This is a genomic window from Rhizobium sp. Rhizsp82, from assembly GCF_047325115.1.
GTDB lineage: Bacteria > Pseudomonadota > Alphaproteobacteria > Rhizobiales > Rhizobiaceae > Rhizobium.
Genome location: NZ_CP168569.1, coordinates 886,846 through 905,689, shown reverse-complemented (window position 1 = coordinate 905,689; position 18,844 = coordinate 886,846). Strand labels below are relative to the sequence as shown.

Here is an 18,844-nt window from a genome sequence, read left to right as displayed (position 1 = left end):
GGGGCAAGTTTCAATGTCCAGGACTATTCCAAGAACGGCAATGACTGCCGTCGCGTTGCTTCTGACGGCCAGTTCTCAGGCCTTTGCCGATCCGACACCGAGAACGCCAACCATATCCGGTCAGGTAATCCAGACAAGGACCGGTGAAGATATCGCACTGGTGGAAGCGCCCTCTCCCCGTAACGTCGAGGTCCTCCAGAATGTCAAGGCTGGCGATGTCATCCGCACCAATGCATTGGGCCAGGTGGCTCTCCTGTTCGCAGACCGGACGCAAATCCGGTTGTCGCGAAATTCCGTTCTCGTCGTCAAAGAGGTGCGCGCTGACGGAGGCGTAACGCTCGACCTTAACAGCGGCGAAATGTACGGGCGCGCAGCGCGCGGAGGTTCCGGCGTAACCATCAACACACCTTCCGCCGGCGCAGCCATTCGAGGAACCGACTGGACCCTGTCGGTCTCGGCAACCAAGACCACCCTCTCTGTCATCGAAGGCCTGGTCGACCTTGCCAATGCTCAGGGTAAGGTCACCGTTGCTGAGGGCGAGTCGGCGGCCGCGACACTCGGGTCTGCCCCGTCGAAGATCATCGCAGTCGGCAGAAACATCCGCGAGCAGATGCTGTTTAACATCCGGCTGAGGTCTGCATTCGATCAATCCATCACATCAACTGCAGAGGTCCGACGCCTTGCAGAGGCAGATCGCCGACTGAACACACTTCCCCGCTCGCGGTGGCAGAGCACTGACTATGCATTAGCGGCAGAGGTGGCGTTCGCCCGAACCGGAAGAGAAGCTGCCAAGCAGGCCATCGCTGAGGCCCGCATGAGGAGGCTTTCGCGTGAGGACGATGCGCGCGTCTCCCTGATCGAGGGAAAGATCGCCGCTCACGATCATCGCTACAAAGAGGCAGCCGCACTCTTCGATCGAGCAAGGGCCGGTTTGAAGGGAGATGCACGTGTCGAGGCCAAGTACCAGGCCTATTTTGCCAGGTCCCTGGCAACGCCGACACGCTCCTTCACACCTCCTTCGCGTTCAGGTTCGCGGGCGTCGGTTTTCGGTGAGGATATGCTCACCGCCGTCCTGCAGTCGCCTCAAAAAGCGGTCGACGTTCTCAAGCGAAACGAAGATAGGTTTGGAGGCGACGTCCGTTATCAGGCGGCAATCGCAAACCGCGCCCTGCTTGCATCCGACTTCGACACCATGGCCGCAGCCATCGCCAAGGGTGAGCAAATCGATCCGAACGATGCAGCTCTGCTTGACGCCCGGGCCTCCTACCGCAGCTATGTAAAAGGCGACGTCAAAGGGGCTTTGGTCGACGCCCGTCGGGCCGCCGAACTGGAGCCGGCCGTCTCTGAATACTGGAACAACCTCGCTCTCCTGGAAAGTGCACGCGGTGCGGTCAGGGAGGCCGAAGCGGCCTACAAGCGGGCCATCGCCGCCGACCCGATGGCTCCTGAACCGCTTGCCAACTATGCCGGTCTGCTTCTTTCAAGCGGCCGGAACAAGAAAGCCAAAATCGTCATCGACCAGGCGATCGCGGCGGACCCTGCATTCGAAATCGCGCTCTTCCAGCGCGGCCGCTACAAGCTGCAAAGCGGCGACACCGCTGGAGCGACGGAGGATATGCTCAAGGCGACGACCGCCAATCCTACCTATGCCGACGGACTGCTCCGCTTGGGAGCAACCTACGCAGCAAACGGTGATCGCGATCCGGCGAGCCAGTCGTTCGAGCTGGCCGACAAGCTCGATCCACTCGATCCGGAACCCGCGCAGTTTCGCGCACTGCTCTCGGTCGATCTCTATCAGATGGACGACGCCATACGGTTTGCGCAGGAGTCCGTTCGGCGAACGGAGGCGCGCGGCGGTGACTACGCGTCGGTCGAATCCAGCGGCGATTTCGGCTCGACACTCGGTGGCGTCTATCGCTTTGCATCGCTTGACGCCTGGGGCCGGTACTGGGGCGACCGGACCTTCGACCCTTTCCAGGGAGCCAGCTATTTCGACCAAGCCCTTTCGGGAAGCGTCAGGCCGTACTTTACCGCTCCCGGAGCAGTCGCGCTCGGCGAACCGAACTCCGGCGACGATGCGGCCTATTCCGCGTACGTCCAGGGCCTCCTGCTCGACCCGCAAGCGATTGCCAGTCCGCGCATGCATGCCTCGTTCTTCCGCGTGCCTTTCCAGGAAGTCGAGGTTGGAACCGGCATCACGGCGACCAGCTCAGATGTGGGCGTCAATGGTACCGCCAGCTATCAACGCCTTGGTTACGATCCCCTGCCCTACGCGTTTACCACAAGCACGACCTATTCCTATCTTGATCCGTCTTACGCAGACCAGGACGCCCAGAACCTGAACTCGACGATGGACTTCGGAATTCAGGTGACTCCTGATGACCGTTTTGTGGGACATCTGAACTTTGTGCATGCCGAAGGCGGGATTTCCTTTCCCGGCGTCGATATCCACGGCTTCGAAATCACACGTGGAGATCGGCTCGATGCCGACGGCGTGAATAGCTTCCTCGGGTGGAGCCACACCTTCGCCTTCCACAACATCCTCAATTTCGGGGTCTTCGGCTCCTATATCGATCGCCATGGCCTGGACGCTCTGTTCGACGTTCCAGCTCCCGGGATTGGCCGGGATATCGAGACACAGGAGGATCAGTACACTCTGAAGGGTGGCGTTTCCCACACGTTTGAGCCGACCGATGACTTTGTCGTCAGATGGGGCGCGGAGACCGGACATGTAGAAACCCAGACGTCGGGAGCAATCATTGACTACCTGTTGGCCGCGCCTCGCGTCTTTATTCGCACACCAGTGACGCTGCCGACGGTCCGCGGTGACACCTCCCGCGCTTGGCTGGGAACGACGATCGACATCACCAAGGACCTGCGCTTCGAAACCACCTTGTTTGGAGAGACCTCCGAGACCAACGGTTTCGAAGAGGACACGTTTGCGCCCCGAGTTGGCCTTGCTTGGGCACCAACCGAAGGTCAGTATCTCAGAGCGGCTTTCCTGCGCGAGACACCGTTTAACAACCTCAACACGCTTGCGCCCATCGATATCGTCGGCCTTCGATCAGACGCTGTGCCTGATGGTACGCGCCTGGTCGACACGTCGATCCTGCGTTGGGACAGCGAGTGGTCGGATCGCCTTTTCACATCCGTCGAATATCAACATCAGGATATCAAAGACCTCGCGTTGTCCGTTCCGGTATATACGTTCAGCACAATCATTCCGAACGCGACGTTCGATCGCCTTTCGGTCACGGGAAACTACTGGATCGGCAATGGCCTGAGCGCATTTGCCAGTTATAGCCACGTCTGGTCAAAGGGCGATTCGCCACAAACGGAAGACCAGGTGCCCACGGTGCCTGAGAATGTCGCTCGCGTTGGACTGAACTATGTCAGCCCGCAACGCATCCGGTTCACGGTCGCCGAAACCTACCTCGGTCAGCGGCCATCATTTCCCGATCCGGCCGATCCGTTCAACTACAGTAAGATGGACGGGGTCTTCCTGACCGACCTTGCAGCGAGCTGGGAATCGGAGGATCGTCACCTGTCTGCGACGGTTGCGGTTTCCAATCTCTTCGATGCTGACGCCGACGTCGCTCCGCTCGTACCGGGCTCCCCGCGCACAATCTCCGCATCCATAAGGGGACGGTTTTGAGGCCAGCAGTTGCCGCTGCCTTGCGCCTCTCGCTTAGCTAAAGAGCCTGTCACAGTCCTCGACCGACCAATGGCGAGCGATCTCGGGCAGCTCCCGCATGCCAAGCTGTACAAAGCCTTGACACGGGCACGTGTCGCTGTCGTGCACGATCTTCCATAGGGAAAATCAGTTCCGGGTTTTCGCTATTCGAGTAGTAGAGATCATCGAGAAATTTGGCTGTATAATTCAATTACTCCAGTACTCTTAGCCGCTGATCCGTCACCGCAATTGCAGGAAATTTGAAAAAAATTGCATTCACGACCATATGTCGCTATGGTTAGTGCAGGAGCTAACTCATGACGAAGTTACAGGAATTGAAAAGGCATCTGCGGTCCGGCAAGGTCTACCGCCGGGAGGATCTCGCCCAATGGTCGTCGTCGGTCGATCGGCATCTTCAGCAGCTGCTGGCAGAGGGATACCTGACCAAGCTGTCGACCGGCGTCTATCACCGGCCGAAGCAGACCGCGTTCGGCAAAGCCCCCGCCGAGGATGACGCGCTCGTTGAGGCTTTCCTTAGGGATGACCGTTACCTCGTCACCTCGCCCAATGCATATAACAGTCTGGGTGTCGGAGCCACGCAGCTCTATAATAAGACCGTCGTCTATAACCATAAGCGCCATGGCAACTTCATGCTGGGCGGCCGAGAGTTCGAGTTCCGCAGAAAGCCAGCCTTCCCCAAAACCCTGACCAGAGAATTCCTACTGGTCGACCTGGTCAACAATCTCGACCAGCTGGCCGAGGACCGCGATCAGGTGCTGGCCCGAGTGAAGGAACGTGCCCTGCAAGGCAATCGCTCCGCCATCACTCGTGCTGCCAAGGAATACGGCATGGTGCGCACGCGGAAATTCTTCAGTACCCTCGCCGCAGATCCAAATGCCAGCTGATTTCCTCCATAGGCACAATCGGGTCCTTCACATACCACTTTCCACGTCCGGCAGGTTTCGGGCCGAATACATTCGCGCTCTGATACGGCGCGCTTAAAGAGCCGTGAAGAAGCCTGGGAAAACCTGCAGAAGCAGCTTGGTCCGGCCATGCGTGCCGATGACAGCGAATTTCTGGCCGTGACGGCAGAGGATGTGATCCGCCGTAACACGCAGCGCTGATCATGGTGACCTATCGCTTTTATCCCCGCGCAGACGCGGCCCAGGATAAGATCTGGCGCGACACTTTTGATAAATGAGGTGAGGCGCAGGCCATCACCTACATCACGGGCCTTCACGAGTATTTGAGACTGCTCTGCAGAATGCGCAGGCTTCGGCGACGGCTGCCTCAAGCGCTATACCCGACCGCGGATAGCCTGACCGCCCCCGGCACCCAATATTGTTCAAAATCCTGTTCACGAGATAGCCTTATGTCCAATCAAATGAACAATCCTTGACTGTCCACCGAGCTCATGGCACGATGTACAAAATTCTGGACGCGAGGAAGCCTCATGTCCACTCAAATGAACAAGCAGGTATAGCCGTGCCCCGTCAGAGAAGCTACTCCAGAGTCACGCACCAAGCGCTCGCCATGCTCGGCAAGCTGATCCGCGTCGGCCGGGCCGGGCGCGGCCTGACCGCGCAGGAACTGGCCGACCGCGCCGGCATCAGCCGCACGACCCTATCCAGCATCGAAAAAGGCGCTCCCGGCCCCGAGATCGGCATCGTCTTCGAGGTCGCTTCAATCGTCGGCGTGCGCTTGTTCGACTATGACGAGCGCACGCTTCAGATGCACAATGCCCGCCTTGACGAAAAACTGACCTTGCTGCCCAAGAGCGTCCGCCACGCCGTAAAGGAGGTCGATGATGACTTCTAAGGCGGACGCTACCGAAGCCTTTGTCTGGATGTGGCTTCCCAGGGCGACGGAACCAGTAGTCGCCGGCCGCCTCGACCAGGATGGCGAGCGCCTGCTCTTTACCTACGGCGCCAGCTACCGCCGCCGTAAGAGCGCCATTCCCATCTACGAGCCTGAACTGCCCCTTCAGGAGGGCGTCATTGCGCCCGTCAACGGCCTGTCGATGGCGAGCTGCATTCGCGACGGCTCGCCGGACGCGTGGGGCCGCCGCGTCATCATCAACAGGCTGACGAGTAAGAAACCTGATGTTGCCGGCGTACCCGAGATAAGCGAGCTGAACTTCCTGCTCCAGTCAGGCTCCGACCGGATTGGCGCCCTCGATGTCCAGGCGTCGGCCACGGAGTATGTCCCCCGCCTTGCCGCACAGGCATCGCTTGACGAGCTCATGGAGGGAGCCGCCCTTATCGAAAAAGGCGTCCCCCTCACCCCGGCGCTCGACCAAGCCCTCAATCACGGCACGTCGATCGGCGGCGCGCGTCCCAAGGCGCTCATCGACGACGGAACAAGGAAATTCATCGCTAAATTCTCAGCCGCCAACGACCTACAGCGTTGTGAAGGCCGAGTTCATCGCGATGAAGCTGGCAGCCGACTGCGGGCTCAACGCCGCCCCCGTGTCGATGACCCGCGCGGCCAATAAGGACGTGCTGCTGATCGAACGCTTTGACCGCACCCACACAAAGGACGGCTGGACGCGCCGCGCCATGGTCTCGGCCCTGACCATACTCGGTCTCGATGAGATGATGGCCCGCTACGCTTCCTACGAAGACTTGGCCGCACTCATCCGCCACCGCTTCAGTAACTCCAAAGACACGCTCAAGGAACTCTACGGGCGGATTTGCTTCAACGTGCTGTGCGGCAATACCGACGACCACGCCCGCAACCACGCCGCCTTCTGGGACGGCAAGATGCTCACGCTCACGCCGGCCATGACATCTGCCCGCAAGGCCGCACCGGCAGTGAAGCCACCCAAGCCATGCTCATCAAGAGCGAGGGCCGTGCCAGCACGCTCGCCACTCTGCTCGCTGCCGCGCCCGACTATCACCTGAAAGAGGCCCAAGCCGCCGCGCTCATCGAACAACAGATCATAACCATCGCCAAGCTCTGGCACGAGATCTGCGATGAAGCAGACCTCAGCCCCGTCGACCGCAAGCTGTTCGCCGGACGCCAGTTTCTCAACAGCTACGCCCTTGAAGGACTCGCCAACCACAAGGCGCTGCAGGATGCCTTCCGCACCGCCCACAACACGCTGCTCACAAGCGCAGGCGCCTGACGATGACAGCGCCAAAGCAACTCAAAACACGCACCCGGCCGGGAGCATTCCCCCGCTTCCTCGGCCATGCCTCATGGGCTGCCGAGCAGACCGCCTCCGGCATCACCTTCCTTGGCAGCCGCCGTCAGGCGCCGTTTTCATCATGGGCAGGCCCGGCGCAAATCACCGCATATTGGGGTTCACCACGATAGAGGTACCGCTGGCCGGCGGCCGAAGCGCAAGATGGCGGGCGTCACGCCGCACGATGCCGCCGGCTTTATTTCTGCGGGCCAAAGAAGCCTTCCGCACCCACTTCCTCAGGCAATTCGAAGCGGCACAAAGCGAACTCACCGCGCTGTCCGAAGTGATAGCGCGCCTTGGCCAGCCCCGCCGCTACCCCGCCGCCTGCCTTCTCTCACCCTTCCTCTCGCGAGCCCCAGCCATCATCAACGCTTTGCTAGCCACCATCCCTGACGGCGTCCTTTCAGAAGAGCAGCAACAGCTCATCGCCGTCCGCGCGTTCCAAGACATCCCGACGACGTACTCCGCGCTGCCATCGAGCGCTTCATCGATTCAGACCTCGCCGGCATGAAAGGCTTCTTCGACAAGATCGAGAAGAACCCGCTGACGCCGGAGCAGCGCCTTGCCGTCGTGACCGATGAGGAGGCAACACTCGTCCTTGCCGGCGCCGGCTCATGCAAGACATCGTCGCCAACGCCTTTCCGCGCGCCGATCAACTGTCAGGCCATCTATAATGCTTCTCGTGGGCTGTGCCTGAGCGCAGCCGGTCCTGCCTTGCTTGCGCTACGCCATGAGTTCGATCGAACGGGCGATCTTTCCGTAGTAATACCCAAGCGATACGGGCAAGCTAGTTTGCAAGCGCCACTACGCTGCAAATAGTCACAGTGTGAATGCGACCCTGCCGTGACAGCTCTGCTATATCCTCCTTATCACCGTCGTTCGGAACCAATCGCCAGGGTGGGCGTTCTTTCGGCGCATTCAGCGGGGGCCATTTGATGAGTAGTCATTTCCAAACAAAATCAATTGTGACAGATCGAGATCGGCGGATTTTCCGAGTACTCGACTTCGCTGCTCGACACGGACTGGACGAAAAGCAAGAGCGCGATCTTCTCGCATTGTTTGGACAATTTGCGACACTGCATGAACTGCTGACCAACTGCCGTCTTCCCCATCGAATCCGATAGCCCCTCTGGCACGCCGATCCTATTTTGTTCATCGCGCCTGTCATGCTCCACGAACAAAGCGCTCTTACCTCGGAAACAACATGAGCAAACGTACGCTGTTTCAATTTTTCCACTGGTACTCGCCAGGCGAAGGCATTCTTTGGAATGAGGTAGCCGAGAAAGCTGGCGAACTTTCGGCGTTGGGGATTACCGACGTCTGGTTGCCGCCAGCTTACAAAGGCGCCTCCGGCGCAAAATCGGTCGGATACGACACCTACGATCTCTTCGACCTCGGCGAATTCGACCAGAAGGGAAGCGTCGCGACAAAATACGGCGACAGAAATGCACTCGAGAAAGCTTGCAAAGCCCTAAATGACCACGGCCTGCGTCCGATCCATGACGTTGTGCTGAACCACAAGATGGGAGCGGACGAGAAGGAGCGCGTCGTCGTCCGACGCGTGAATTCCGACGACCGGACACAGATCGAAGAAGACGATATCGAGGCCCTCGCTCATACCCGGTTCACGTTTCCGGGACGATCCGGCAAGTACTCCGAGTTTATATGGGACAAGCAGTGTTTTAGCGGCGTCGACGTCATCGAAGAACCCGATGAGACCGGAGTATTCCGGCTTTTGAACGAGTATGGCGAGGGCCAATGGAACGTTGAAGTCGATGACGAGATGGGCAATTTCGACTACCTGATGGGCGCTGATGTCGAATTCCGCAACAGGGCTGTATACGAGGAGCTGAAATACTGGGGCCGTTGGTTCTCCGAACAGGTTCCTGTATCGGGGTTCCGGTTGGATGCCGCGAAACATATCCCGGCATGGTTCTTCAAAGACTGGGTCGGCCATATGCGCGATACCCTCGGATCAGACTTGTTCGTGGTTGCCGAATACTGGCACCCCGAAATGGCGACGCTTGCAAACTATCTTGACCTCGTTGACAGCCAGCTGATGCTTTTTGACGTCGCGCTTCACCACCGCTTCCATGAGGCCTCCAAAGCGGGCGCAGAGTTCGACATGCGAACGATCTTCGACGGTTCACTCGTTTCCTCCATTCCCGAGCACGCGGTGACACTGGTCGACAATCACGACACACAGCCTCTCCAGTCGCTCGAAGCGGCGGTTGAACCGTGGTTCAAGCCCCTGGCCTATGCCTTGATCCTCCTGCGCGAACAAGGCACGCCCTGCGTCTTCTATCCCGACTTATACGGTGCCAATTACAGCGATGCGGGAGACGACGGCAGCCACCAGGAGGTGCAAATGCCCCTGATCGGCTGCTTGCCGAGACTAATTGAGGCCCGAAGACGGTTTGCCAACGGCGTTCAGATCGATCGCTTCGAAAGCCCCAACGTTATCGGTTTCGTCCGCCAGGGAACTGATACCGATCCCGGTTGCGTGGTGACCATGTCTAACGGTGACGCCGGAAATCTGTTTCTTGAGCTTGGTCCGGACCAGGCAAATACGGCGTTCGTCGACTTTCTCGGTCATCACGATGCTGAAGTGACTACGGATCAACACGGTCGCGGCGATTTCCCCACAAACGGTGGAAGCGTTAGTGTCTGGGTGTGCCGGAACGTTCTTTAGGACACAAGATCAGCGCTGCCTCTTGCAAACGTCTGTTTACACGCACTCCAGAAGGTGGCGGATGCGACGGAATCATCCGCCACTGAGGGGCGACGGTGGAGCCGGCGAGGCGTGTGCCCGTTCGGCGTTAAGCTCCTCTATGAGAAAAAAGGGTCACCGACGAGCTCTTCCGCACATTCTTTGTCCTGTCGCCAGCTCTTCCCGCCCGGCGCCCGAGCTGCTCCGGCAGTCACTCAGCAATCTCGTTGACACCTGCGCCCGCGAATTCGTCGGCATGACAACCATACCCGTCACTCCCGACGATCTCATCGCAACGAGGGAACGCCTGATCGCTGACGTCGGCGCCCGCCTCGTCGCGACTGCCCAAAGGTTCCTGACGACGTTACGTGACGGCGATCCGGACATTGAAGCCATCGGCTTGCGGTAGGCGGCAGACCGTCCCGCTATGCGCTGGAAGCTGCTGAACCTGAAGAAGCTCGGTTCCGAACCTTGACACGCACAAGGCGCACAGGGAAGAGCTCGATAAGCTCCTTACCCTGAAGAAGAAGGAGAAACAGATGCCGACAATGGAGCCTTCGACAAAGGAGTGGCGCAGGGCAGAGGCGGCGACCTTATTCGCTTCGACGGGGTACTCGGCGGCGGAAACGGTGCTGGCGCGCCCGCGCGCGGTATCGCAAGGTTTTAATAGCGCCTTGCCATTGTTGGAAAGCCGTTCAGCGACAAGCGGATCGCCACCGCGCTGCAGTCGGCAGAAGACTGGCGGCGCCGGCATCCGGCCCGGGCGCCTGCGCTCTCGTCTCAATCGCGTGAACGCCGGAACAAACTGGATTCCGCAAGGTTTATCCGCAGCGGGCAAGGCCCCGCTCGGGTGAGGACCATGACATATTCAACTTCAGGCATTCCAATTCGGCGCTACAGGGCGTCGCTGCGCGCCATCCCACTGCATTTCGCCGCCGCGTGTTTCACCGGCGCTTTGATCACAGACATCGCCTATTCGCAGACAGCGGAGATGACTTGGGCGAATTTCTCGGCCTGGCTGCTGACGGCCGGTTTGCTGCTTGGCGGGCTGGCTCTGCTTGCGGGCCTTGTCGATCTCGCACGCGGCCGGTTCCGCTTTGCGGGTGGGGCGGCGTTGCTTTACGTGCTCGGCAACATTGCCGTATTCGTCGTCTCGCTCTTCAACGCCTTCATCCATAGCCGCGACGCCTGGACCTCCGTAGTCCCGACAGGTCTGGCGCTGTCGGTAGTCGCCTTCGTGCTGATGATCCTCGTCGCCGTCTGTGGATCGATCACAGAACGGCGCATAGCGGGAGGATATTGAGATGACCATACACTCTGTTGCGCGCCACGCGATTCCCGCTGCGGTCCTGCTTGCCTCCACCGCTGTGCTGCTTGCCGGATGCAGCGGCGACGAGCCTGATCCGGGCAGCGTAATTGGCCCCAATCCGAAGTTGCCGGAGCAATCGCAATATCTCATCCCGCCGATGCATGTGGCAAAGGTCGTCGGCTGGAAGGATGGCGAGACGCCGAAGGTCGCAAGCGGGCTGAAGATCCAGGCGCTCGCTTCAGGCCTCAAGCATCCCCGCTCGGTCTATACGCTTCCGAACGGCGATATCCTAGCCGTCGAATCCGTCGCACCGCCGGAGGCATCCGCCAAGCGCCCCAAAGACCTCATTATGGGCTTCGTCCAGTCATTCGCGACGGGCGGAAGCGGTGGTGGAAACGAGGCGAGCAACCGCATCACGCTCCTGAGGGACGCCGATGGCGACGGTGTCGCTGAGGTGCATGACGTTTTCCTCGATCACCTCAACTCGCCTTTCGGCGTCGTCCTTGTCGGCAACGATCTCTACGTCGCCAACACGGATGCGATCGTGCGCTATCCCTATGTGCCCGGCGAAACCAAGATCACCGATCCCGGCATAGTTCTGACCGAACTGCCCGGCGGGCCGATCGACCATCACTGGACGAAGAGCCTGACGGCCAACGACGACGGTTCTCTGCTCTATGTCGGGGTCGGCTCTAACAGCAATATCACCGAGAATGGCATTCAGGCCGAAAAGGACCGCGCTGCGATCTGGGAAGTGGACCGGCAGACCGGCCGGCATCGCATCTATGCAAGTGGCCTGCGTAATCCGAACGGGCTGAGCATCGAGCCGCAGACCAAGGCCTTGTGGACGGTGGTCAACGAGCGAGACGAACTCGGGCCGAATCTGGTGCCGGACTATATGACCTCGGTGAAAGACGGCGCGTTCTACGGATGGCCCTACAGCTACTACGGCCAGAATGTCGATCCGCGCGTCATGCCGCAGCGGCCGGATATGGTCGCCAAGGCGATCGCGCCCGACTATGCGCTGAGCTCGCATGTGGCGCCGCTCGGTATGGTTTTCAGTAAGGGTACCAGCCTGCCGCAGGACTATGCCAGCGGCGCTTTTGTCGGTGAGCATGGAAGCTGGAACCGCAGCGCCTTCAACGGCTACAAGGTGGTCTTCGTGCCGTTCAATGGCGGCAAGCCAGACGGTTCGCCCAAGGATGTGGTGACAGGTTTCCTCGATGACCAAGAGCAGGCCCGCGGCCGCCCGGTTGGCGTGGCACTCGATAATTCGGGGGCGCTGCTGGTTGCCGATGATGTCGGCAACACCGTCTGGCGCGTTTCCGCGCAATAGCAGTCTTGCCGGGCTTTGCCGCCCGGCTGCATCAGCTTCAATTGGTGTTTATGGCATCGAGATCGGCAATCAGGCCACGGCCGGATGGGTGACTGGTAAGTTGTCTCGATGCGCGGCCCGCGCCACTTCCTGGCTGGTTCATCTGCTATCCGCAACAACAGCAGATGGCACCGGCTCTTCGAGCATGGCGGACAGAGTTGGAGATTTGAACGCTGCCGGCTGAGCAGACAATTACACAATCAGTGCGGTTCGAGCCATCTCAGATGCCCCCGAAAGCGCCCATGAACTGCGCTGCTATCCGATCACCAAATGCCACGCGGAAAGCCACATCAGCGCTGAAAGCTCGAGTGAAACAATGATGGCTGCAGCAGCGTCGCTTATGCTCATGTCGATCCCTCCGCAGCGTCCTCCAACGCCATGGAAAAAGCTTAGTACACAATCAGTTTGATGCAATGGAACTGCCGTTGCGTAAAGGTAAATTTTCCACAGTTCAAGACGTCGCGGCGGTCCTGGCTCCCTGCTCTTCGGCAACGTTGCTATTTGCAGTTACCCTACTTTCTTCTCGCCGCTTGCTCAGGACGTGTTTAATCACCATCGCGCCCACCACCGCGAAGATGGCCGCTTGAAGAACAAGATATACCGTCAGAACCCACCAAAGCATGCGTTGCACTCCGTTGACGCGAAGGGAGATGGGATAGCTATTCCGTGCGCCTATCGGACTTAGGTCCGATTTAAATCGCAAACGCTACACCTCTAACCCATGACTACTGGCGACAATGGTGGGTGAGCGGTTCCGAAGCTGGCGGGATCAGGTGCGGCATACCGGCCAATATGTACCATAGCGAACCATCGGTTGCCGGCTTTCGCCCTAAGGGTAACTCTATATGGCATGACGAATCGCGCCAAGTTCCTGCTTCTGGCAACCGCGATTTCGCTCTTGATGTGGGGCGGGATCATCGGAGGAGGCATCCTGCTTCTGTCAGACGGCGTGGATCGCTCCTTCACGGCCGGCACCAGATAATCCAGCTGCAGTGCAGCCAGAAGGCTGCTCAATTAAAAACGCTGACACTGAACGATAAGGCGACGGCGCCCAGGACCAGTACCGTGAGGAAGAGCGCAAAGATCGTCAGCCTTAGGCCTTTCGGCTGATCAGAATATAAGCGAGGGCGGTGCAAAATCGAAGTATCGATACCGCGAGCACCATGCCGGTAGAGGTGATGATCAGTGCCTTCCTCATTGGTGTGAGCATCCATTCGGCTAGCCATCTTGAAGATACTCGACCTCTTGCTCGACGTTGATGAAAAACTCATCGAGCACCCACATGCCGATCAGTGTGAAAACAACGATGGCGGCCGCCCACGACAGGCGCATGTAAAGAGGCATTGCTTCCATGGCGCGAACATGCCGGTGAACCCGGTGAACCGCAATTTGCTAATAAGGACTACATCCTATGGCTACATGAGATTTTCTGGCCCGCTACATCATCGCGGCTCAACGCGATAAAGCCCGCGTCCTGCCACGGTTGCGGGCTTTAAAGCGGATGGGTCGATCCAGATGGCAGGCCGGTCTCGAGCCGCCCTGCCGGGAGCCAAGTGCCTATAGTCGTGCGGCTTTTGTGTGGCCCTACCGGTGGTCGTCAACAAAGCCACAGCCCCATAAGGAATTTCTCGTCCTTGACGCGGTTTGGCATGCGAGGAGGATTTTCTTTACAATCTCCTCTCGGTGGATATGCCGGGCTGCCTGACTGCTCAGAAAGGGTCGAAAACGGCCCGGCAGACGACTTCTCCGGCGTCAGCATCGAGCCTTCTTCGGGAAAGACTTGGAGGCCGCTTCACGCATTGACGTGGTCCGTCCGTCAGCGCCGGCGCCGCCATCGGTCGTTCCTATTAACCGATGGGCGCGACGATGAAGATCAGGCTTCGGCGGCCCGCTGGAGCAACATTGAAACCGCAGTCAACCCGCCAATGTCAGTCCCTCCTGGGTCTCCGCCCTCCGCTGGTGGGAAGTGCTGCACGCAGCAAACATCGAAGACCGTGCCAAGCGCTGGCGCGCAGCCCCTAGTCGCAGCAATGCCAATGTTGATGGAAGCGGCCACTCGCGAAGAATGCATCCCCCGCAGCCCTTGACAACAGGCCCACGTAAATAATACGTATTATGACGTCTTATATCAAAGGTAGCTTCTATGTCTCTTCCTCGGTCTTACGATGCTGGTGTTCTTTCTGCATTGGGCGCTCTCGACGCCAAGTCGATCAAGCACGTATTTTTCATCGCCTGCGGTGGTTCGCTTTCAATCATGCATCCTGCAAAATTCTTGCTTGATCAGCATTCGCCCCTTGCTTCCGACGTTTATAACGCCGCAGAATTTGTCTCACGTGCCCCACGATCTCTCGACGAAAAGTCTCTCGTCATCCTTTGCTCCATGACCGGCACAACGAAGGAAACCACGGCAGCCGCGGAATTTGCGCGCTCCAAAGGCGCAGTCACGATCGGACTGACGGTCGAGCCAGCCTCTCCCTTGGCCACAGCGGTAGATCATGTCGTTGGCTTCGAAGCGCCCTATACGACCGGCGTGCCGATCGACGCGAAGAACAGCAATTACGCTCGTATCTACCAGATCGTCATGGGGCTCGTTGCGCTCGCCGGCGGCGAAGATCTGACGCAGCCGTTGGTGGCCAGCCTCGACGCACTTCAGCCGGCAATCGACCGCGCTCAAGAAACATTTGCTCCAGCATTCGAAGACTTCGCCCCTCGATTTGCAAAACAGGATGTCATCTACACCATGGCGAGTGGGGCAAGCTATGGTGCGGCCTACTCATTTGCGATCTGCGTCCTTATGGAAATGCAGTGGATCAACAGCCAGGCGATCCATGCCAATGAGTTTTTTCATGGTCCGTTCGAAGTTCTCGACAAGGACCGCTGCTTTATTCTCCTGAAAGGCCTCGACAGCACCCGTCCACTCGAGGAGCGCGCGGATGGATTTCTTCACCGCTTCGGCTCTGCCGAAAACCTGCTTGTTCTCGACGCCGAGCGCCTCGACCTTGCTGGCATCGACCCGGTCTTCGCAGGCAATCTCGTGCCACTGATCTTCTTCGACACGCTCTGGCGTTTCGCCTATAAAGTGGCCGAGCTTCGAAAGCACGAAATGCTAGAGGCACGCCGTTACATGAAGAAGATCGCCTACTAACCGAAAGGACTGGAGCGGATGAAAGAACCTTTGCAGCTCTTGCCGCTCTACGAACAGGTGCGACGCTCCATATTGGCCGGTATCCAATCCGGCCAATATCCTGAGGGCAGCTTCCTGCCGTCAGAACCCGACCTCATGGCGCGCTACCGCGTTAGCCGCATCACGCTCAGAAGGGCGATTGGCGATCTCAGCGCGGAAGGCCGGCTGCAGCGCCAGCAGGGACGTGGCACGCTTGTCACCCCATCGAAAATCCAGCAGACCCTGGTGTCGCTGTCGGGCTTTTCCGAAACGATGGACGGCCTTGGCCGCACAGCCGGACATCGCATACTCTCCCAGGGACACGATGCGAACGCACCGCGTGTACGCGAGCGCCTGGCGGCTGAAGACCTGATTCGCTTTGATCGTCTTCTCGAGGACGGCGGCCGACCGATGACACTCGAAACCCTTTGGTTTGACGCGGCCAGGTTCCCGGACGTTATCGAGCCTGTTGCTGCCGGCGGATCATTTTATGCTGCTCTCCGTGACAAGGCTGGCGTCACGCCCGCCCATTCAGAACGCCAGATCGACGTCGGCTTTGCCTCCACCGAGGAATGCCAGGCCCTCAAGATCACCACTGCGCAGCCGGTCTACCGTATCGAAAAGACGGTCATGGACGGCGCGGGGACACCGCTTGCCTTCTCGAAACTGACGACCCCGAGCCATCTGGTCACTTACTCAATCAAGACCTGAAAGACTGTGAGATGAAATTTTTCGACGCTGCTGCCGTTCACAAAGCTCTACCTTGGACCTATTTGATCGAGGAGCTGCGCGCTGCACATCTCGGCGCCATGCCGAAAAGCGACGTGGTTGTACAGGCCGATCCGGCAGGGACCGAGGCGCAGTTTGTTACCCTGCCTGGCTGGGCGCCTGGGGGACCCATTGTCGTCAAGATGGTTGGCGTCTTTCCGCAAAATGCCGGGCTCCACCCTCCCCAGCCGGCTGTCCAGGGCCTTGTAGTCTTGTTCGACGGCGCGACGGGCGCAGCACAACTGGCCGCCGACGGCGCGGCCATGACGGCGCGCAAGACGGCGGCAGATTCCGCCCTGGGGTCGCAAATCCTGTCGCGCGAAGACGCTGAAGAACTGTTGATCGTGGGAGCTGGCGCGCTGGCTCCCCACTTCATCACAGCTCATCTTGCAGCGCGCCCCTCCCTTAAACGGACGGTCATCTGGAACCGAACCACGTCAAAGGCAGAGCTCGTCGCAGCACAGTTGCGCACAGAAGATATCGAGATTGTCGTCGGTGAGGATCTCGATGCGTGCGTTGCTCGCGCTGACGTCATCTCATGCGTTACGATGTCGGACAAGCCACTGATCAAGGGACGATTGCTGCGCCCAGGATGTCATCTGGACCTCGTTGGCGCTTATCTGCCAACCCTTCGTGAAGCAGACGACGCTGCGATTTCTGGCGCACGGATATTTGTCGACAACCGCAGCAACATGGAAAGCGGCGGCGACCTACGACAGGCCGTTCAGTCTGGTGCGATCGCCTGGAGCGATATTCGCGCCGATCTCTTCGAGCTTGTGACCGGACATATGCAAGGCAGAACGACAGGCGACGAGATCACGTTATTCAAAAATAACGGCGGCGCTCACCTGGACCTTTACACGGCAGCAGCATTGTCGAAGGCCGTCGGCTGACGCGCTCACGCGTCAGCCAGCACCCGCGCCAGGAACGATTTTGTGCGCTCATGTTGCGGGCGCGTCAAAACCTCAACGGGCACGCCCTGCTCGACGATGACCCCCCCGTCCATAAAAATCAGATGATCGGCAACGTCACGGGCAAAGCCCATTTCGTGAGTGACGACGACCATCGTCATACCGTCGTCGGCCAGCTGCCGCATCACCGCCAAAACCTCACCGACCAGTTCCGGATCAAGCGCAGACGTTGGCTCGTCGAAAAGCATGACATCGGGCTTCATGGCCAGCGAGCGCGCAATTGCAGCACGCTGCTGCTGACCTCCAGACAGTTGCGCCGGATAATAATGCGCACGCTCCTTCATGCCGACCCGCTCAAGCAGCACCATGGCTTCGCTGACCGCGATATTGCGGTCAAGTCGCTTCACCAGGACTGGTGCCTCGATGACATTTTCGAGTACGGTCTTATGAGGAAACAGATGAAACCCCTGGAACACCATGCCCATGCGCTGGCGTTGCCGCGCAAGTTCATTGAAGGTCATCTCGTAAAGCCGCTTGCCTTTCCAGCGCACGCCAACCGGCTCACCGTTCAGGAAGATCGCCCCGCCTGTCGGCTTTTCCAGATAGTTGAGGCATCGCAGAAGCGTACTTTTGCCTGATCCCGATGGTCCGACGATACAGGTAACGTCACCTCGATTGACGGCAACGTCGATGCCTTTCAAGACGTCATGGGTACCGAAACTCTTGCGCAGGCGCTCGACCTTCAGAAGCGGCGTTTCGCTGATCTGCTCGCTCATCACCTTGCCTCGTGCTGACGGGCAAACAGACGGAATAACGACGTCCGGGTTTGCGTTTTCTTGCTTGAATGATGCTCGGCCTTCAAACGGTGCTCGATAGCATGTTCGACGGCGGTCAAAATCGTCGTGAGCACCAGGTACCAGATCGTCGCGACCAGCAAGAGCGGCACGGTCTGGTATGTGCGGGCATATACCATCTGCGCGGAGTAAAGCAGATCCGGCAAAGCCAGAACCGATACCAGCGAGGTGAACTTCAGCATCGAAATCGTATCATTGCCGATTGGTGGAATGACGATGCGCAATGCTTGAGGAAGGACAATGCGCCGCAAGGTTTGCCCGCGTGTCATGCCAAGCGTGGCAGCGGCCTCCGTCTGGCCCGTGTTGACGGCTTGAATACCGGCTCGGATCATCTCCGCGGCATAAGCGCTTTCCGTGAAGGCCAAGCCCATGATTGCCGCGCTGAACGGCGTAATGACCTCATTGGTATTCCAGCTCACCAGCTTTAGACCGCCAAACGGGATGCCAATCGACAGCTCGGGAAGCAGAAGCGCCAGATTGTACCAGAAGATCATCTGGACCAGCGGCGGAACCCCGCGAAAGAACCAGATCCAGCCCCAACTCGCAAGCTGGAAAACGTGACTGCCGGATAGGCGCATGATCGCCAGGATGACGCCGATCGCAAGGCCAAGCACCATCGCAAGCGCGGTCAGAAGGAGCGTCATTCCCAAGCCAGACAGGATCGCCGGGTTGAGCATATACTGGGCAACGACACCCCACTGCATGTTGGCATTGGTGACAAGCACCTGCAGGAAAATGACCGCGAAGACCGCCAAAGCGACACCACCGATCCAATGACCGATCTTCGGTACCGCAATGGCAGTGACTTCATGGATGGACGGGTGGCTGCGGTCTTCAGACATGCGCGTCTTTCTTCAAATTGGCATTTCGTGCCGGCCCGAGACTTTACCCGGG

Annotated in this window: 16 protein-coding genes and 2 pseudogenes; 15 read left to right on the top strand and 3 right to left on the bottom strand. The window is 59.0% G+C overall.

What is annotated here, in order from left to right:
- Positions 1 to 40: 40 nt before the first annotated feature.
- The 12 genes and pseudogenes from ACEN84_RS04585 to ACEN84_RS04530 all read left to right on the top strand — a co-directional run bounded on the left by ACEN84_RS04585 (position 41) and on the right by ACEN84_RS04530 (position 13,236).
- Positions 41 to 3,655 (top strand): FecR domain-containing protein, encoded by a 3,615-nt coding sequence (locus ACEN84_RS04585; protein ID WP_413708763.1) that lies wholly within the window; start codon positions 41 to 43, stop codon positions 3,653 to 3,655.
- A gap of 335 nt (positions 3,656 to 3,990) precedes the next feature.
- Positions 3,991 to 4,578, top strand: coding sequence for a DUF6088 family protein (locus ACEN84_RS04580; protein ID WP_413708762.1), 588 nt, complete (start codon positions 3,991 to 3,993; stop codon positions 4,576 to 4,578).
- Positions 4,568 to 4,797 (top strand): annotated as a pseudogene (locus ACEN84_RS04575) (transcriptional regulator). The gene ACEN84_RS04580 and the pseudogene ACEN84_RS04575 overlap by 11 nt, the downstream one beginning before the upstream one ends.
- A 409-nt stretch (positions 4,798 to 5,206) precedes the next feature.
- Positions 5,207 to 5,491, top strand: coding sequence for a helix-turn-helix domain-containing protein (locus ACEN84_RS04570; protein WP_162708784.1), 285 nt, complete (start codon positions 5,207 to 5,209; stop codon positions 5,489 to 5,491).
- Positions 5,481 to 6,800 (top strand): annotated as a pseudogene (locus ACEN84_RS04565) (type II toxin-antitoxin system HipA family toxin). The gene ACEN84_RS04570 and the pseudogene ACEN84_RS04565 overlap by 11 nt, the downstream one beginning before the upstream one ends.
- Before the next feature lie 142 nt (positions 6,801 to 6,942).
- Positions 6,943 to 7,371: a hypothetical protein gene (locus ACEN84_RS04560; RefSeq protein ID WP_413708761.1), complete on the top strand. Its 429-nt coding sequence runs from the start codon at positions 6,943 to 6,945 to the stop codon at positions 7,369 to 7,371.
- A complete protein-coding gene (locus tag ACEN84_RS04555) occupies positions 7,368 to 7,679 on the top strand; it encodes a hypothetical protein (RefSeq protein WP_413708760.1) in 312 nt (103 codons plus the stop codon). The genes ACEN84_RS04560 and ACEN84_RS04555 overlap by 4 nt, the downstream gene beginning before the upstream one ends.
- A 385-nt stretch (positions 7,680 to 8,064) precedes the next feature.
- A complete protein-coding gene (amyA, locus tag ACEN84_RS04550) occupies positions 8,065 to 9,552 on the top strand; it encodes an alpha-amylase (protein ID WP_413708759.1) in 1,488 nt (495 codons plus the stop codon).
- Between the two features lie 274 nt (positions 9,553 to 9,826).
- A complete protein-coding gene (locus tag ACEN84_RS04545) occupies positions 9,827 to 9,979 on the top strand; it encodes a hypothetical protein (protein WP_413708758.1) in 153 nt (50 codons plus the stop codon).
- 450 nt (positions 9,980 to 10,429) lie between these two features.
- Complete coding sequence (locus ACEN84_RS04540; RefSeq protein ID WP_413708757.1) at positions 10,430 to 10,873, top strand: DUF2231 domain-containing protein; 444 nt, start codon at positions 10,430 to 10,432, stop codon at positions 10,871 to 10,873.
- Position 10,874: 1 nt separating this feature from the next.
- Positions 10,875 to 12,215: a PQQ-dependent sugar dehydrogenase gene (locus tag ACEN84_RS04535; protein ID WP_413708756.1), complete on the top strand. Its 1,341-nt coding sequence runs from the start codon at positions 10,875 to 10,877 to the stop codon at positions 12,213 to 12,215.
- Positions 12,216 to 13,104: 889 nt separating this feature from the next.
- Positions 13,105 to 13,236, top strand: a complete 132-nt coding sequence (locus tag ACEN84_RS04530) for a hypothetical protein (RefSeq protein WP_413708755.1) — start codon at positions 13,105 to 13,107, stop codon at positions 13,234 to 13,236.
- A gap of 236 nt (positions 13,237 to 13,472) precedes the next feature.
- Here the strand turns inward: ACEN84_RS04530 and ACEN84_RS04525 are convergent, their stop codons facing one another.
- Positions 13,473 to 13,607: a hypothetical protein gene (locus ACEN84_RS04525; RefSeq protein WP_413708754.1), complete on the bottom strand. Its 135-nt coding sequence runs from the start codon at positions 13,605 to 13,607 to the stop codon at positions 13,473 to 13,475.
- A 790-nt stretch (positions 13,608 to 14,397) separates the two neighbouring features.
- On the opposite strand from ACEN84_RS04525, the gene ACEN84_RS04520 reads away from it, so the two are divergent.
- Genes ACEN84_RS04520 through ACEN84_RS04510 form a run of 3 tightly spaced genes read left to right on the top strand, consistent with a single transcriptional unit; the run spans position 14,398 to position 17,078 of the window.
- Positions 14,398 to 15,399 (top strand): SIS domain-containing protein, encoded by a 1,002-nt coding sequence (locus tag ACEN84_RS04520; protein ID WP_413708753.1) that lies wholly within the window; start codon positions 14,398 to 14,400, stop codon positions 15,397 to 15,399.
- A gap of 30 nt (positions 15,400 to 15,429) precedes the next feature.
- Positions 15,430 to 16,128, top strand: a complete 699-nt coding sequence (locus ACEN84_RS04515; protein WP_413708752.1) for a GntR family transcriptional regulator — start codon at positions 15,430 to 15,432, stop codon at positions 16,126 to 16,128.
- 11 nt (positions 16,129 to 16,139) lie between these two features.
- Positions 16,140 to 17,078, top strand: coding sequence for an ornithine cyclodeaminase (locus ACEN84_RS04510; protein WP_413708751.1), 939 nt, complete (start codon positions 16,140 to 16,142; stop codon positions 17,076 to 17,078).
- 5 nt (positions 17,079 to 17,083) lie between these two features.
- Here ACEN84_RS04510 and ACEN84_RS04505 read toward each other — a convergent pair whose 3' ends face one another.
- Both ACEN84_RS04505 and ACEN84_RS04500 read right to left on the bottom strand, forming a co-directional pair.
- Positions 17,084 to 17,872, bottom strand: coding sequence for an amino acid ABC transporter ATP-binding protein (locus tag ACEN84_RS04505; RefSeq protein WP_413708750.1), 789 nt, complete (start codon positions 17,870 to 17,872; stop codon positions 17,084 to 17,086).
- Positions 17,872 to 18,792: an amino acid ABC transporter permease gene (locus ACEN84_RS04500; RefSeq protein ID WP_413708749.1), complete on the bottom strand. Its 921-nt coding sequence runs from the start codon at positions 18,790 to 18,792 to the stop codon at positions 17,872 to 17,874. The genes ACEN84_RS04505 and ACEN84_RS04500 overlap by 1 nt, the downstream gene beginning before the upstream one ends.
- Positions 18,793 to 18,844 lie beyond the last annotated feature (52 nt).